Here is a 15,086-nt window from a genome sequence, read left to right as displayed (position 1 = left end):
CGCCAGAAGCGTCGGCCCGGGGAGAGACGCGATCAGGCGTCGTGCACGTAGTATTTCGCACGCGTGTTTGCGGCTTCTTCCAGCTTGGCGAACGCATCCATCGATCCGGCGAGCTCGGTCTTGAAGCTGTCCCATTCGCTGCGCTGATAGCCGCCGGCTTCTTTCCATTCGGCCAACTGATCTTCGCTGAGCGAGTGGAACTCCACACCGTTTGCGATCAATTGAGACATCGCATAGGCCCGTGCCGAAGGTACTTTGGACAGGTTCTGCTGCTGGGTAACCTCGCCCGCAAACTCAATACCTTCCTTGACGTCCATCGGCAGACTGTCAAACCATTCGAGGTTGATCGAATAGACCTGACTGTCAGGCACCGCTTGAGTGAAGGTCACATGGCTGAGGATCTCACCAAAGCCAAAGACGTGCAGCGCGCCCACCGAGGGATCAAGCGCATCTGCGACGCCTTGCCGGATGGCCGATGGAGTTTCACCCCAGGCCACAGGCGTCGGGTTTGCACCGACCATGCCGTAATACTGCTGCAGCATTTTCGATCCGGGTACGCGGAATTTGACACCGGACATATCTCCCGGCGTGATGATCGCGTTGCCACCCTTGCGAACCGCGACGACGCGCGGGTCGATCACGATATACATCAGAGCTTTGAAACCAGATGCCGCAATCTTGGGGTCAACTTCCGCCTTCCACGCTTCGGATGAGGTCAGGTTCGTGAACCGCTGGTTCGAACCGCAGAAATACGGAAGGTTGATCAGATCAACCACGCTCGCGAAGGGTGCGAAGTTCGACAGCGAGTGCTGCGCGGCCTGGATTGTGCCTCCCTGCACCGCCTGCGCCAGTGCGCCACCGGCGCCGAGCTGACCACCGGGGGCCAGTTTCACATAGACCTTGCCATTGGTCATGTTCTGGATGTTTTCTTTCAGGTCCAGCTGCATGATCGGATAGCTACGAGACGCGCCCAGCACATAGGCGGTCGCCAGCGTCATCTTGAATTCTGCCGCGTTTTCCCGATCTCGTTCCTCAGCGGCTGTCTGAGCTGCGGCCTCGCTGGACCACAGTGTCCCGGCTGCGCCTGCAACCATAGCCGCCGTGAATGAGCCAGTGCCTGCAAGTTTTAGAAAATTCCGACGCTCGGCCGAGGCCAGCTCCTGTTTGGTCTTGTCCATGTGTTCTCCTCCCGTTTGGACTTTTTCGGATTTATTCCTTTGGTTTTTCCTCCGAAATTTCTTTTGCTTCGCTGCGGAGAATGCCGACGGAAAAGGCGATGGCCGCCGCAAACAAAATCAGCATCTCCCAGACATTATTGACCAGAGGCGCCTTCGTGACCGCCCCGATCACCACGTTCGCAACAAACGCGAGCAGCAATATCCCTGCTATCAAATATGGCATGCGTCCTCCCCAACCCATGCAGTTTTTCGCACTGAGTCGCCTCGAATGTAAGCGCTTACATTTTTCTATGCAAGCGCTTACATCAAACATGTGCTAAGCTTGGCGTTAACTTCGTCCTTTTGCTCGAACTCGACTTACGCTAACTGCCGCCCTGAATGACCAGAAAAGCCATGCCTCAATCCGGGAACGAAAACACAGTTCCAACCCTTGCCGATGTTGCACGACTTGCGGATGTGTCCACCGCAACGGTGTCGCGTTGTCTGAACACCCCCGAACGGGTTGGCAAAAACACCCGCGAACGAGTTCTGGCGGCGGTTCGCGAGCTTGGATACGCGCCGAATTTCGGCGCGCAGGCCCTTGCGGCACGGCAGACGAATACAATCGCCGCTGTGATACCGACAATGGAAAACGCCGTGTTTGCACGCGGGCTGCAGGCGTTTCAGGAAGAACTGGTGCGGCACGGAAAAACTCTGCTGGTCGCGTCGTCTGCTTATGATGCGGAGCTGGAAGAAAAACAGGTGCGTGCGTTGGTTGCGCGGGGCGCTGATGGGCTTTTGCTGATCGGATATGATCGCGAGCCCGAGATTTATTCCTTTCTGGAAAAACGACGCGTCCCCACTTTGATCGCGTGGTCTTTCAATCCCGATGAGACACGTCCGGCCATCGGCTTTGACAACCGCAAGGCCATGTCTGCCCTTGCGCGGCAGGTCATCGCACAGGGTCACCAACATATTGCCTGCATCTCGGCGCCGATTGGCTCGAATGATCGTGCCCGAGGGCGCGTGGACGGAATCCGAGACGCCAAGCTTGAGGCTGGGCAGGACCCAGACGCATTGTTCCTTGTTGAAACGCCTTATGGAATCGAAACGGGCGAAATCGCGTTTCGCGAGGTCATGACAGCTGTTCCACACACAACTGCCGTGATGTGCGTCAATGATGTTCTTGCCGTAGGAGCGCTGCGCGCGGCCCGGGAAATGGGTCTGGAGGTGCCAAAAGATATCTCGATCACCGGCTTTGACGACATCGAAATCGCGATGCTTGCCGAACCTGCCCTCACGACCGTCCACGTTCCGCATCGAGAAATGGGCCGTCGCGCCGCTGGAATGTTGATCCAGATGCTTCGAGATGGTCTCAACGGTCAAAGTGTTGAGCTTCCAACTGAAATTCGACTGCGACAGTCACTCGGCCCCTCCCGCCAAATGTAGCAGTCTCGCTCAATAGATTGGACACCCCCTCATGCGGTTCCGTTACAAAGATTAGGGTTGGCCAAGTAGATTTGCGATCGCTTCAGGTTCAGATTGCCAACTCGGAGGATCGACGAGGCAGGCAGATTCCGTGCGGCAATTGCCCCTTCGTGGATCATATTTGCGACATCAATGCCTGCTAGCGTCGCCGTGACTGAAGCGAATGTAAGTCTCATCCAGCTTCTAAGAGCGGTCACATGGTCTTTTCGGCGCCGCTTTGTTTCCGCGATCGCACCCGAATACCGCGTGACTCATCGGTTATGCGTGGTGTGATCGACCGATACGCCTCGCTCGTGCATGTTTTCTTCCAGATCACGATATGACACTCCATACTGGACATGGGAAACATCGCGAACAGCATCACTTCCCTAGCATATCGTGCACCTTTGAAAGAGATCATGAACCTTCTTTCAACTTGATAATACCGACACTCATTCACTCGCCGGCAACGCGAGCGTCAATGGTCAAAAGTTTGCAACAAAACCGGATTGCCGCCGCTCGCTGCATGAGCAAAATGGGGCCGCTCGGACTCACAATCTTTACAAAAAAGCAGACCCCCATTCTTTGGTGGAAAATTTCTGCAACTCTAACGGTGAACAAAGTGCGCACTCGAAAAGCTGCGTCGCCAGTCCGTCACTTCGGCGGCGATAGCTTCACCCTTCAATCCCCGCGTGATCAGAGAAGCTAGTCTGTCGGCGTGATCAGACGTCATGCCCCATCTCACCAACTCGGGTGTGCCCAGACGCAAGCCATTCATGTCACCTGCAACTTCCGGTGCAGGCAGGCCAATGCCACAAGCCAGGAACCCGGCGTTGCGCAAGGTCTTGGATGCAGTTTGTCCACCGCCAAACCGTTCTGCCAGAACAGCGAACTGGTGAGACGCGGTAAAGCCCTCGCGCCCTGCGAACACGGGAACGCCTTGGGCATCGAGGCTTTGCGCCAACGTTCGGGACATAGCGATCATCTCGGCGGCGTAGTTCTGCCCATAGTCGCGCCAGTCCAGCATCGTTACGGCAAGAGCAGCCGACTTCGCCGCATCGAAATTTGCTGTCATGCCCGGGAAGGCAATGGCGTCCAGAGCCTTTGCGATCTCAGCATCATTTGTAACGATTAGACCACCTGCAGGGCCACCCAGGCTCTTATACGTGCTCATGGTCATGAAGTGCGCCCCTTCGGCCAACGGATTGCGCCAGGCTTTGCCTGCGATGACCCCGCATTGATGCGCGGCGTCAAACATAACCTTGGCGCCGACTTCATCTGCAATAGCGCGCACTTCTTTTACCGGGTGCTCAAAAAGATTGAGGCTGCCACCAACAGTAATCAGTTTGGGACGCTCCTTTTGCGCAAGCGTGCGCAGCGCGTTGAGGTCGACAGTATAGCCATCAGCATCTGTTGGTGCATCTACTGTATGCAAACCAAACAACCCGGCGCATCCTGCGATGTGATGTGTGACATGCCCGCCGATCGACGCAGGCGGAGCAATGATCGTATCACCCGCTTTGCAAGTGGCCATGAAGCCGTAGAGATTGGCAATCGCTCCAGATGGCACGCGGATTTCTGCGAACTTCGCATCGAAGACTTCTGCGCAAAGCTCTGCCGCGATGACCTCAATCTCTTCGATGGCTTCCAGACCCATTTCGTACTTGTCGCCTGGATACCCAAGCGAGGGTCGAGACCCAATGCCCGAAGACAGCAGCGCTTCGGCTCGTGGGTTCATCACATTGGTCGCGGGATTGAGGTTAAAGCACTCTTGCTCGTGGATCTCCCGGTTTCGGTCCGCCAAATGCTCGATATGCTCCAGCAGTTCCCGGGAAGAGGTGCGTGACGTGTCGGTCGCGATCTTCTGGACAAGGGCTTCACAGTCCGCAGGGACCCAGTTTCTCGTTTCTATGGTCATCGCAATTCCCTCCTTTGCTTTGCCCAGATTGGACAGATCGCATGACAAAGCAAACCAGTTTTGCTATTTCTCAGCTTAGAAAAACTAAGGCTGGTATTAGTGGCTGTTGCACCCCATCGCCCCAAGGGCCCACCCCTCAATGCATTGCGTGCCTTCGAGACAGCCGCAAGGCTGGAAAGTTTCGTTTCTGCCGCCGAGGAGTTAGGCGTTACAGCTGGCGCAGTCTCTCAGCACATCAAGGCCCTGGAGGCTTGGGCCGGAACTGCGCTGTTCGAACGAAATGCCCATGGCGTCTCATTGTCATCCTCAGGGAGGACGCTGACAAAAGACTTCACGGAGGCCTTCGATCTTCTAGCGGCGGCAACACAAAGCCTGCGCAATCTAGCGCCTAACCCGGATATCCACATAGCCGCCCTGCCCTCGATAGCGCAGCTATGGTTACCAGCGCGACTGGGCAAACTGCGCAAAAAACGCCCCGACCTGCGCGTCTCAGTGACTGCGATGGAGAAGCCCCCAAGCCTGTCGCGAGAACTGTTTGATCTTTCCGTGTTCTTTTCTGATCCGAGTGGAACACCGGATCAGATCGTGCTGGCGCAAGACAGGATCCTTCCTGTTTGCTCACCGAATCTCGCAGCCGGACTCGACCTCGCATCTGCACAGCTGTTGCACGATCAGACGTGGCAAGAAGACTGGTCCAATTGGTCAGAGGCGACAGGTGTTTCAGTTGGTGATCCGACAAGGGGACCGCGATATTCGCTCTACGCCCTTGCCCTAGAAGAATCGAAGTCTGGCGCGGGCGTGCTCATGGGGCATGGTTGCCTGGTTGAGCAGGCGCTTCGTTCCGGGCAACTTCTGAAAGTTTCACAGGAAAGCATCGAAACTGGCCAGGTGCTGGCTCTGGAACTTCCGCATAAATCGAGACGACATCCCGCGATCGATGACGTCGTTAACCTGCTTCAAGAAGAAGAACCGCAGCCCGACTGATGAGATATTTGGCGATAGCTTGTGTGTCTACTTTGGTCTTGAAGCCGGTATGGAATGCTAGCTCAGCATCTTCGACGTTTTGTTACAAGCTTGACCGTTAGTGCAGAGCAGAATTGAATAATCAAGCACTGAGCCTGGGAAGATCAGGTCTTTCGTGTCTGAGCAAACCGTAAGCTATAAGTCATTGATTTCATAAGTGCCGCCTTGACGGGCACATTTTCAGTTGCAATGTTTAAGATATGGGCGTTTTGAGAACAATTTTCCTTTCAATGTCATGCTTCTTAATGTCTGCCGGACTACTTTATGCCGAAAGCGACATGGTCAAATCGTTTGCAAGCTGCGCGGGCCGCTTTTCAGCTGAAATGGAACATGCGTGGCTGTTGAACGATGCAAAAGCTCAGGACTATGAACTGCGCCGCGGCGGATTTGTGTCTTTGCTAGAAGCGACGGCCACGGCGGACAATGCCGAATTGGTCTTAAGCCACAGGGTAAATTCCAAGCACGCACATGCGCGCCTATTGCAAACTGCGACCTTTGGTTCAGATGTGGCAAAGGCAAGTGCTGCGCGTCGAACTGCCAAGCAATATTTGGATCAGTGCAACCTGTTGATCCTGGGCGGCGCTTAAAAGGCGCTTCGCTGCAGTGCCGCATTATTAGGCTGAGCATGCTGCATCGCCGCAAATTTAGGCAGTCCTCTGAATCAATCCAAGAACTCAGGCCATGAGACTCTGACGCTCGGGTAAATCTGCCTTAGCACTGTGGTGCGCCGCAAGACGGCTTGGAAAATGTGCGAAGGTGCCCGGCCTAGGAACCTGAAGACGCCCTCGCACACCGCAAATATGCGTAGGGGGGTATATGGGACGTTTCAGCGGCCCGAACAACCCTGCTGCGCATCGCATAAAAGGAAATGCTGATGCACACCAAACTTCTCACCACAACCGCCGCAGTTCTGTTGGCCAGTTCATTGCCTGCACTGGCCGATTGCCCAATCAAGGTCGGCGTATTGCATTCGTTGTCCGGCACCATGGCCATTTCGGAAACCACGCTGAAAGACACAATGGAAATGCTGGTCGAACAACAAAACGAAGCCGGTGGTCTTCTGGGGTGCGAACTTGAAGCCGTAGTTGTTGACCCGGCCTCTGACTGGCCGCTGTTTGCCGAAAAGGCGCGTGAATTGCTGACGGTCCACGAAGTTGACGTGATTTTTGGCAACTGGACGTCGGTATCTCGTAAATCCGTCCTGCCGGTGATCGAAGAACTGAACGGTCTGCTGTTCTATCCGGTTCAGTATGAAGGTGAAGAAAGCTCGAAAAACGTATTCTACACCGGTGCCGCGCCGAACCAGCAGGCGATCCCCGCCACCGATTACTTCCTGGACGAACTGGAAGTTGAGAAATTCGCTCTGTTGGGGACCGATTACGTTTACCCACGGACCACGAATAACATCCTCGAAAGCTATCTGAAGCAGAAGGGCATCGCGGAAAAAGATATCTTCGTCAACTACACGCCATTCGGTCATTCGGATTGGTCCAAGATCGTAGCCGATGTGGTTACGCTTGGCGCGGACGGCAAGAAAGTCGGCGTGATCTCGACCATCAACGGCGACGCAAACGTTGGTTTCTATAAAGAACTGGCCGCCGCTGGCATCTCGGCTGACGATATTCCGGTTGTTGCCTTCTCGGTCGGCGAAGAAGAGCTGGCCGGCCTCGATACGACAAACCTCGTCGGTCATCTGGCGGCTTGGAACTACTTCCAATCAGCCGAAAGCGATGCGAACGACGCATGGGTCGAAGCGTGGAAAGCCCGCATGGGTGAAGAGCGTGTGACCAACGACCCGATGGAGGCCCACTACATCGGTTTCAACATGTGGGTGAACGCGGCGACGGCTGCTGAAACCACCGATGTCGACGCGGTTCGGACCGCCATGTACGGTCAGGAATTCCCGAACCTGACAGGCGGTACAGCGGTGATGCTCCCGAACCACCACTTGGCCAAGCCGGTGTTGATCGGCGAAATCCAGGAAGACGGTCAGTTCGACATCATCAGCCAGACCGAAGAAGTTCCGGGCGACGCCTGGACCGACTATCTGCCTGAATCCGCCGTTCTCGTGTCGGATTGGAAAGAGCTGGGTTGCGGTATGTACAACACCGAAACCGAGAGCTGCGTGCAGATCAAGTCCAACTACTAAGGACTTCACCTGAATTCCTCGGGGCGCGTCTTGTGCCCCGAGGCTCAATACAAAGGTCTTCCTAAATGACGCTTCCGTTCAGGCGGGCAGTGCTTGCCCTGCTGGTCCTTGTGGTCCCTACTCTTTTGCAAGCGCAATCCGCAGACGCCCCGGTGCAGCAGGTATTGCAGTCCTACGCGGAGGTGATCCAGAAATCCTCTCGCAAGACAATTGGCCCGGCGATTGACGCGTTGGCGCAAAGTGGACTGCCCGAAGCGCAGACCGTCTTGGAGCGTTGGCAAGCGAAGGGCATGTGGTTCAACAAGGAAACCGGTCTGTTTGTCTTTGCTTCAAAGGCTGATGGCGGGTTGCAGATCTTCGACGTCTCTGACGGGGCGGAGATCGGGGTTGTTGACAAGAAGGGCTATAAACAACTCAAGCCAAATTCCGGCATTCGAGGTTTGATCGCCTCTGCTCTGGTGCAGTTTCAACTGAACGACCCCAATCCCAAGACCCGCGACGTTGCTTTGACAGCGATCGAGCGAGACGCCGAGGCGTCGCACCTGTCCGCACTGCGCGGTTCAATCGAGGCTGAACAAGACGCCGATCTCAAAGCGCGCAAAGACCGGCTGGAGCGTTTGCTGACGATCCGTTTTGACGAGGATGAGGCCGCAAGACTAGCTGCCATCGAAAGCTTCGCTGGCGACCTGAGCGTCGATGTCCGGGCAACGCTCAATCCTTTGGTTTCATCCGAAATCAAGGTCGCGGATGACGTTCCGGATGGGGCGGTTGGCATTGAGGTCGGATCAGACGCGCTGTCGCAGGAACAGGCCTATAGCCTGCTTGTCGCAAATGGCTTGGCACCGGAACCGGTAGATTCAGGAACCATGAAGCAAACCCTTATCGCCAACATAAACGGCGATACCGTCGCCGGTGTGCAAGTGGCGAGCCTGGACGAGGACGCCGCACGAAAGGCCGCCTATCAGGTGCTGGCCCAACAGGGTCTTGCGGCCCCGCTGGTGACACAAGATGACATTGCCGAAGCCGTTCAAAATCATAAGTTCTTTCGGGTTTACGTCTCGGCCCCTCTGCCGATCGCACTTGCTGCGCAGGCAGCGCTGGACAACATCGAAACACAGGTCGCTTTAAACCAGACGGCTGATTTGGTGTTGGATGCACTGTCTCTGGCATCGATCTACTTCCTTGCGGCGATTGGACTTGCGATCACCTTCGGCGTCATGGGGGTAATCAACATGGCCCATGGCGAATTCATCATGATGGGCGCTTACACCGGCTACGTGGTACAGCTGTTCATTCCCGATCTGACGCTCTCAATCTTTGTCGCAATTCCCTGTGCCTTTCTTGTGACCTTCGGGGCCGGAGTTCTGCTGGAGCGATTGGTCATTCGTTGGCTGTATCATCGCCCGCTGGAAACCCTGCTTGCAACCTTTGGCGTCTCGATCGCGCTTCAACAATTGGCCAAGAACATCTTCGGCACGCAAGCGCGTCCTCTGACCGCACCGGAATGGTTGGACGGGTCGATGGTGCTGAACGACATCGTATCGATCAGCTACATCCGCATCGCGATATTCGTACTAGCGTTGCTGTTTCTGGCACTGTTCCTGATCGTCATGAATCGGACCCGGCTGGGGCTGGAGGTGCGCGCCGTGACACAGAACCCTCGCATGGCGTCCTCGATGGGCATCAACCCGGACCGGATCAACATGCTGACATTCGGCCTGGGTTCGGGCATCGCGGGCATCGCTGGCGTGGCCATCGGGCTTTACGCCAAAGTTACATCCGAGATGGGCTCTGACTACATCGTGCAAAGCTTTATGACGGTCGTTGTCGGCGGAGTCGGCAACATCTGGGGCACGCTGCTGGGCGCGACGATGGTTGGAACGCTGCAAAAGGGGATCGAATGGTTTAACCCGTCCAACACGCTGGCGGCACAGACCTATATGATCCTGTTCATCATCCTGTTCATTCAATTCCGACCACGAGGCATCATCGCGCTCAAAGGTCGGGCGGCGGAAGCGTGATATGGTTGACGTGACATCCACAACCGAGCCGATGCGCAAGCCACTGGTGCTGCGCTATCCCTCTGTCGCCATCTTTCTGATCATCCTGTCCCTGTTTACGGCAATTATCACCGTCCTGGGCGAAGGGTTTGGCATCGGGCTGATTTCCACCAGCTTTATCAAGACGTTGGGTAAGACGCTCTGCCTGTGTCTTGCCGCGTTGGCGATGGATCTGGTGTGGGGCTATACGGGTATCCTGTCGCTGGGGCACATGGCCTTCTTTGGCATCGGCGGATACGCCATCGGCATGTGGCTGATGTATGCCCGCACCGAGATTATCGTGGTCGATAGCCTCGCAGCTTCTGCCTTGCCACCAACGGCACAGGAAATCTCGGATGGCATCGCCACTCAGATTTTCGGCGTTGTCGGTGCTTCCGAGTTTCCCCCGATCTGGGCCATCGCGCATTCACTGCCACTACAACTGGCTGCCGTCGTGCTGGTTCCCGGTCTGCTGGCACTTGTCTTTGGGTGGCTGGCGTTCCGCAGCCGCGTGACCGGGGTTTACTTGTCGATCCTGACGCAGGCGATGACGCTGGCGCTGTCCCTGTACCTGTTCCAGAACGACAGCGGGCTGCGCGGGAACAACGGTTTGTCGGGGCTGCAAAACCTGCCGGGCCTGGACTCGGTGCCGCAGTCAACGGTTTCGATCCTGTTCTTCTGGGCGTCCGCCTTTGCACTTGGCCTTGGCTACCTTGTCTGCGCATGGGTGGTGTCCGGCAAATTCGGATCGGTCATTCGCGCCATACGTGACGATGAAAGCCGTGTCCGGTTCCTCGGCTACTCGGTCGAGGCCTATAAGCTGTTTATCTTCACTTTCACCGCCGTGATCTGCGGCATTTCCGGGGCCCTCTATTACCCCCAAGCCGGCATCATCAACCCGGCTGAAATCGCCCCCATCGCCTCAATCTACCTCGCCGTTTGGGTGGCAATCGGTGGACGCGGAAGGCTGTACGGAGCCATCATCGGCGCGGCCTTCGTCTCGCTGCTGTCCACTTGGTTTACAGGCGGGCAAGCCCCGGACATCTCACTCGGGTTTTATACGATCCAGTGGGTCGACTGGTGGACCATTCTGCTTGGGTTCTCGTTTGTCGCGGTCACGCTGTTCGCGCCCCGCGGTGTAGGGGGACTGATCGACAAGCTTACAGAACGCCGTGCGCCTGACCGACACGGTGCCGATCTGGGGCCGGACCTTGGATCGCTGCGCGAAAAGGAGGCGAATGAATGAGCACGCTTCTCGAAGTCTCTGGTGTTTCCGTGGCCTTTGACGGTTTCAAGGCCATCAACAACCTGACGTTCCAAATCGGCCCCGCCGAAATGCGCGCTGTCATCGGCCCGAACGGGGCGGGAAAGACGACGTTCATGGACATCATCACCGGCAAGACCAAGCCTGATGACGGTCACGTTCTTTGGGGTGAAAAGTCGGTCTCGCTGCTGTCGATGAGCGAAAGCCAGATCGCCCAGGCTGGTGTGGGGCGAAAGTTCCAGCGTCCGACTGTGTTCGAAGATCAAAGCGTTCGCGAAAACCTGATGCTTGCCCTGAAAAACAAGCGCGGGCCGTTGGCTGTCCTGCGGTTCCGGGCGCGCCAGGAAGATCATGAGAAAGTCGCCGCTTTGGCCGAGGAAATCGGGCTGCGACAAGCCCTGGACCGCAAGGCAGGTGAGCTCAGCCACGGGCAGAAGCAATGGCTCGAGATCGGTATGCTGCTGGCTCAAGATCCACAGTTGCTGCTGGTGGATGAGCCTGCGGCCGGGATGACCCCGGCAGAGCGACAGCACACAACCGACATTCTTGTCGAAGCGGCCAAAACTCGAGCCGTCGTCGTTGTCGAACACGACATGGAATTCGTCCGTCGCCTCAATTGCAAGGTAACTGTGCTGCATGAGGGGTCGGTTCTCGCCGAAGGGTCATTGGACCACGTCACCCAGAACGAAGAAGTAATTGAGGTTTATCTTGGCCGCTGACCTTCTGAAAATCTCCGATTTATCTTTGCATTATGGCGGCAGCCAGATCTTGAACGGCGTTGACGTTACCGCGCGCCAGGGGCAGGTGACCTGCGTGATGGGAACCAACGGCGTCGGCAAAACGAGCCTGTTGAAGGCCATATCTGGCACGCATCCCCGCAGTGGAGGTAACTACCTGCTGAACGGTGAAGAGATCGATAACGCCACATCCTATGAGCTCGCCAGAAAAGGCGTGGCTTATGTTCCGCAAGGGCGCGAGATTTTCCCGTTCTTGACGGTTCTTGAGAACCTCGAAACCGGCTATGCCTGCCTGTCTCGCAGAGATCACACGATCCCCGACTATATCTTCGACCTCTTTCCGATCCTCAGAGAGTTTCTTTCGCGGCGTGGCGGTGACTTGTCTGGTGGCCAACAACAACAGCTTGCAATCGCGCGCGCGCTGATCACAAAACCAAAGCTTCTTCTGTTGGACGAACCAACGGAGGGTATCCAACCCAACATCATCAAGCAGATCGGAGAAGTCATTCGCCAGCTGCGGGATCGGGGCGACATGGCAATTGTCTTAGTCGAACAGTTTTTTGAGTTCGCTTATTCGTTAGGCGATGAGTTCTTGGTTCTGGAGCGTGGAACGCCGTATCTGCAAGGTTCGAAGAACCAAATTGGTAAGGAACAACTAAGATCAGCAGTTTCGGTTTGAAGTCACTGAAGCAATGACCCGACATTCTGCCAAGCCGGCAGCATCATACTCAGCAATTCGCGCTTAAGAATGGAAGCGAGTCATATGGTCGATCACATGAGACCGACTGTAGACACCGGCGCCCACATCATAGCGTCAAACGACTGTTACTCGGATGAAAGCCCTGTCGACGAAACAGGAACAGCTTTCAAATAGGCGGCAATTGCTAAACGGTCGTCATCTGTAAGCCGAGATGTGTTTTCGATAACTTCAACCATCTCACCACCAGCGCTGTCATAATCCGGTGTGAAGCCAGATTTCAGGTATTCCGCTATGTCAGCTTCGGACCAATCAAGCTGGTCTGGTGTTAACCCGGGAATGCGACCTTTCCCGCTTGGGTTTGGCGCACCCGTCAGCCAAAGATCTCGTTTCAAACCGCCCAGGCCGTTTCGCGGCGTATGACATTCAGCGCAGTGCCCCAGCGCCTCCACAAGATACCGGCCTCGTCTTTGTTGATCATTCAGATCACTTTCAACCGCCCAACCTGGTGCCAGGTGCAAAAGCTTCCATCCTCCCAACCCTCGTCTAACGCTGAAGGGGAAACCCACTTCATGCGCATCGCTTTCGGTCACGGCCGCTGGCAATGTGCCAAGAAATGCATGGAGCGATACAACATCATCGGCGGTCATGTTGGCATAGGATGTATATGGAAACGCTGGGTAATAGTGTTGCCCTTCGGGTCCGGTCCCATGGATCAGGGCATCGGCTAAATCCAGCGCGGACCAGGAACCGATACCGGCAGATGGATCACTGGATATATTGGGGGCTATGAAAGTGCCGAAATCCGTCTCAAACCGACGACCGCCGGCGAGCATAAGCTTTTCCTCTCCAACCGCGTCCGGCGCTGAGTGGCAGGATGCACATCCTGCTGCAAAGAAAACGGCCTCACCTCTCGCGAGATCGGGAGTAATACCGTCCAGTTGAACTTGATCCAATCTTTGCGGTCGGGTCAGCACCAAACCGGCCAACCCGACCAAAACTACGGCACCAGCGACAAAGAGAATAGAACGCCGCACCATCAATGCCTAATCAGTCCTTTGGCGCTCTGTATGCCTTGTGACATGCCGAACAGCTTCCACCTAAATCTCCCATTGCCGCTTTCAGCGCTTCAACATCTTGTCCTGCCGCAGCCTGCATCGCAACAGCAGCGTCAGCCATGGCCTGCCCTTTGGCACCGACGTCCGGGAAGTTTTCCCAGATAGCGGGCAGAGCGCGCGTGGAGGGGTCGGAAACATTGTCGGATCCGGCGGGCCACATCGCGGATTGATCGAGCTGCGTCAGAACGACAAGGTTATTCGCGGCTCGTGTTGCGGCCTCCGCATCATATTCCGTCTCCCCCTTGGCCATGCCGCCGAGAGTGCCAAGATTGAATGAATAAAGCTGCATGATTGAGGTCCGAGCCTTCACAGCCGGATTCTCACTTTCCTGGGCGATGGCTGTGCCAAGAGCGGCAACTGACAATAAACCTGCCGCGAAGATTGAGAACTTATTCATCATGATGTGTCTCCCTGTTCAATAAATCGAATATTAGCTTGAACGAAATTACTTGTAATTGTTTGTTATTGGTCTCTACTTGTTAATTTATGAACAACGAGAATTGGGATGACATTCGGTACGCACTTGCGGTGAGCAAATTCGGGTCGCTGAACGCTGCGGCGTCTGCCTTGGGAGTGACACATGCTACGGTCCTGCGCAGGGTTGCCGCATTCGAAGAACGAAATGGCTGCCTCATTTTTCAAAGAAGCCCGTCGGGATACTCCGTTCTTCCTCAAGCCCGCGCGATCTTTTCGGCTATGGAAAGTGTTGAAGATGCCGTGCTTTCCATGGAGCGTGCAATTGTCGGCGCAAATCGTTCTCCTGAAGGCCATGTGCGAATTACGTCCACCGACAGTCTTTGTCAGATCGTTCTCCCGCAAATACTTAACGATATCTCACTCACCTACCCCGGCCTGAAACTGACTTTATTGAGCGGAAACAATCATCACGATCTATCCCGTCTGACTGCGGACATAGCTGTACGCCCATCAATAAAGCTCGGGGAAGGGTTAATTGGTCAGCGGGCCGGAACACTGTCATTCGGAGTTTTTGACGACGGTTCTGACAAACGCAAATGGATGAGGCTTGATGGGGCATTGAGCCGTTCACTCCCCGCCAAATGGCTGGCGCAGAATGTGAGTGCTGACGAAATGACGAACGGAGCAGACAGTTTCTTAGTGCTACAGCAAATGGCTGCCGCGGGAATCGGAAAAACATTTTTGCCAGCATTCTTTGGCAACGCGGACTCCCGGCTTCGGAGGTCGCACGACGTAAACCCAGAAATTGAGGTTCCGCTCTGGGTCGCAACGCTGGACGAAATAGCAAACACTCCGAGGTTTGCAGTTGTTCAAAGAGCGTTGGTTGAACGTTTATCCAATGTTCTTGCTGTATGACATTATTCTTTTGAATCAGCCGCGGGCACCTGGATTGCAATCCCAGTAGATGCACGGCGTAGAACCTTTGATGACGTCATCAGAACTAACGGACTGGCTTTGTCGCATTCTTTTCTGAAGTCTGAATGCGGTTCGAAACTTGCTGTGTTTAGATGGCTAGTTCCGCAAACTGCTTGAACGGACAG

At 55.5% G+C, this 15,086-nt stretch carries 14 protein-coding genes and 1 pseudogene; 9 read left to right on the top strand and 6 right to left on the bottom strand.

Annotated features, from left to right (window positions below):
- Positions 1-32 precede the first annotated feature (32 nt).
- Together ACR0IV_RS14160 and ACR0IV_RS14155 are read right to left on the bottom strand one after the other, a co-directional pair.
- Positions 33-1,178 carry a TRAP transporter substrate-binding protein gene (locus tag ACR0IV_RS14160; RefSeq protein ID WP_480659436.1) on the bottom strand — a complete coding sequence of 382 codons (1,146 nt, stop codon included), beginning with the start codon at positions 1,176-1,178 and terminating at the stop codon, positions 33-35.
- Between the two features lie 31 nt (positions 1,179-1,209).
- Entirely contained in the window at positions 1,210-1,401 is a 192-nt protein-coding gene (locus ACR0IV_RS14155; RefSeq protein WP_480470774.1) for a hypothetical protein, read from the bottom strand.
- A gap of 155 nt (positions 1,402-1,556) precedes the next feature.
- Here ACR0IV_RS14155 and ACR0IV_RS14150 point away from each other — a divergent pair, with 155 nt between their 5' ends.
- The gene (locus ACR0IV_RS14150; protein ID WP_480659434.1) at positions 1,557-2,606 is read left to right on the top strand and encodes a LacI family DNA-binding transcriptional regulator; all 1,050 of its coding nucleotides are present in this window, start codon (positions 1,557-1,559) and stop codon (positions 2,604-2,606) included.
- Positions 2,607-2,831: 225 nt separating this feature from the next.
- Here the strand turns inward: ACR0IV_RS14150 and ACR0IV_RS14145 are convergent.
- Together ACR0IV_RS14145 and ACR0IV_RS14140 are read right to left on the bottom strand one after the other, a co-directional pair.
- Positions 2,832-3,045, bottom strand: a pseudogene (locus ACR0IV_RS14145) (IS6 family transposase); the annotation flags it as partial.
- Between the two features lie 186 nt (positions 3,046-3,231).
- Complete coding sequence (locus ACR0IV_RS14140; RefSeq protein WP_480659433.1) at positions 3,232-4,542, bottom strand: aminotransferase class I/II-fold pyridoxal phosphate-dependent enzyme; 1,311 nt, start codon at positions 4,540-4,542, stop codon at positions 3,232-3,234.
- 60 nt (positions 4,543-4,602) lie between these two features.
- Here ACR0IV_RS14140 and ACR0IV_RS14135 point away from each other — a divergent pair, with 60 nt between their 5' ends.
- The 7 genes from ACR0IV_RS14135 to urtE all read left to right on the top strand — a co-directional run bounded on the left by ACR0IV_RS14135 (position 4,603) and on the right by urtE (position 12,433).
- The gene (locus tag ACR0IV_RS14135; protein WP_480659431.1) at positions 4,603-5,526 is read left to right on the top strand and encodes a LysR family transcriptional regulator; all 924 of its coding nucleotides are present in this window, start codon (positions 4,603-4,605) and stop codon (positions 5,524-5,526) included.
- Positions 5,527-5,765: 239 nt separating this feature from the next.
- Positions 5,766-6,152 carry a hypothetical protein gene (locus ACR0IV_RS14130; protein WP_480659429.1) on the top strand — a complete coding sequence of 129 codons (387 nt, stop codon included), beginning with the start codon at positions 5,766-5,768 and terminating at the stop codon, positions 6,150-6,152.
- Positions 6,153-6,439: 287 nt separating this feature from the next.
- Positions 6,440-7,714, top strand: coding sequence for an urea ABC transporter substrate-binding protein (gene urtA / locus ACR0IV_RS14125; protein WP_480659428.1), 1,275 nt, complete (start codon positions 6,440-6,442; stop codon positions 7,712-7,714).
- Positions 7,715-7,779: 65 nt separating this feature from the next.
- A complete protein-coding gene (urtB, locus tag ACR0IV_RS14120; RefSeq protein WP_480659427.1) occupies positions 7,780-9,735 on the top strand; it encodes an urea ABC transporter permease subunit UrtB in 1,956 nt (651 codons plus the stop codon).
- A gap of 1 nt (position 9,736) precedes the next feature.
- Positions 9,737-10,999, top strand: coding sequence for an urea ABC transporter permease subunit UrtC (gene urtC, locus ACR0IV_RS14115; RefSeq protein WP_480471016.1), 1,263 nt, complete (start codon positions 9,737-9,739; stop codon positions 10,997-10,999).
- A complete protein-coding gene (gene urtD, locus ACR0IV_RS14110) occupies positions 10,996-11,736 on the top strand; it encodes an urea ABC transporter ATP-binding protein UrtD (RefSeq protein WP_480471017.1) in 741 nt (246 codons plus the stop codon). Before urtC ends, urtD begins: the two co-directional genes overlap by 4 nt.
- Entirely contained in the window at positions 11,726-12,433 is a 708-nt protein-coding gene (gene urtE / locus ACR0IV_RS14105) for an urea ABC transporter ATP-binding subunit UrtE (RefSeq protein ID WP_480471018.1), read from the top strand. Before urtD ends, urtE begins: the two co-directional genes overlap by 11 nt.
- 146 nt (positions 12,434-12,579) lie before the next feature.
- On the opposite strand, the gene ACR0IV_RS14100 is transcribed toward urtE, so the two are convergent.
- On the bottom strand, positions 12,580-13,488 hold the full coding sequence (locus ACR0IV_RS14100) for a c-type cytochrome (protein WP_480659609.1): 909 nt from the start codon (positions 13,486-13,488) through the stop codon (positions 12,580-12,582).
- A 13-nt stretch (positions 13,489-13,501) separates the two neighbouring features.
- Positions 13,502-13,969 (bottom strand): c-type cytochrome, encoded by a 468-nt coding sequence (locus ACR0IV_RS14095; protein ID WP_480659426.1) that lies wholly within the window; start codon positions 13,967-13,969, stop codon positions 13,502-13,504.
- Positions 13,970-14,055: 86 nt separating this feature from the next.
- Here ACR0IV_RS14095 and ACR0IV_RS14090 point away from each other — a divergent pair, with 86 nt between their 5' ends.
- The gene (locus tag ACR0IV_RS14090) at positions 14,056-14,901 is read left to right on the top strand and encodes a LysR family transcriptional regulator (protein WP_480659424.1); all 846 of its coding nucleotides are present in this window, start codon (positions 14,056-14,058) and stop codon (positions 14,899-14,901) included.
- Positions 14,902-15,086: the final 185 nt, after the last annotated feature.

It is taken from the genome of Ruegeria sp. C2 (genome assembly GCF_056537765.1).
This window is presented reverse-complemented; position numbering and strand designations above follow the sequence as displayed.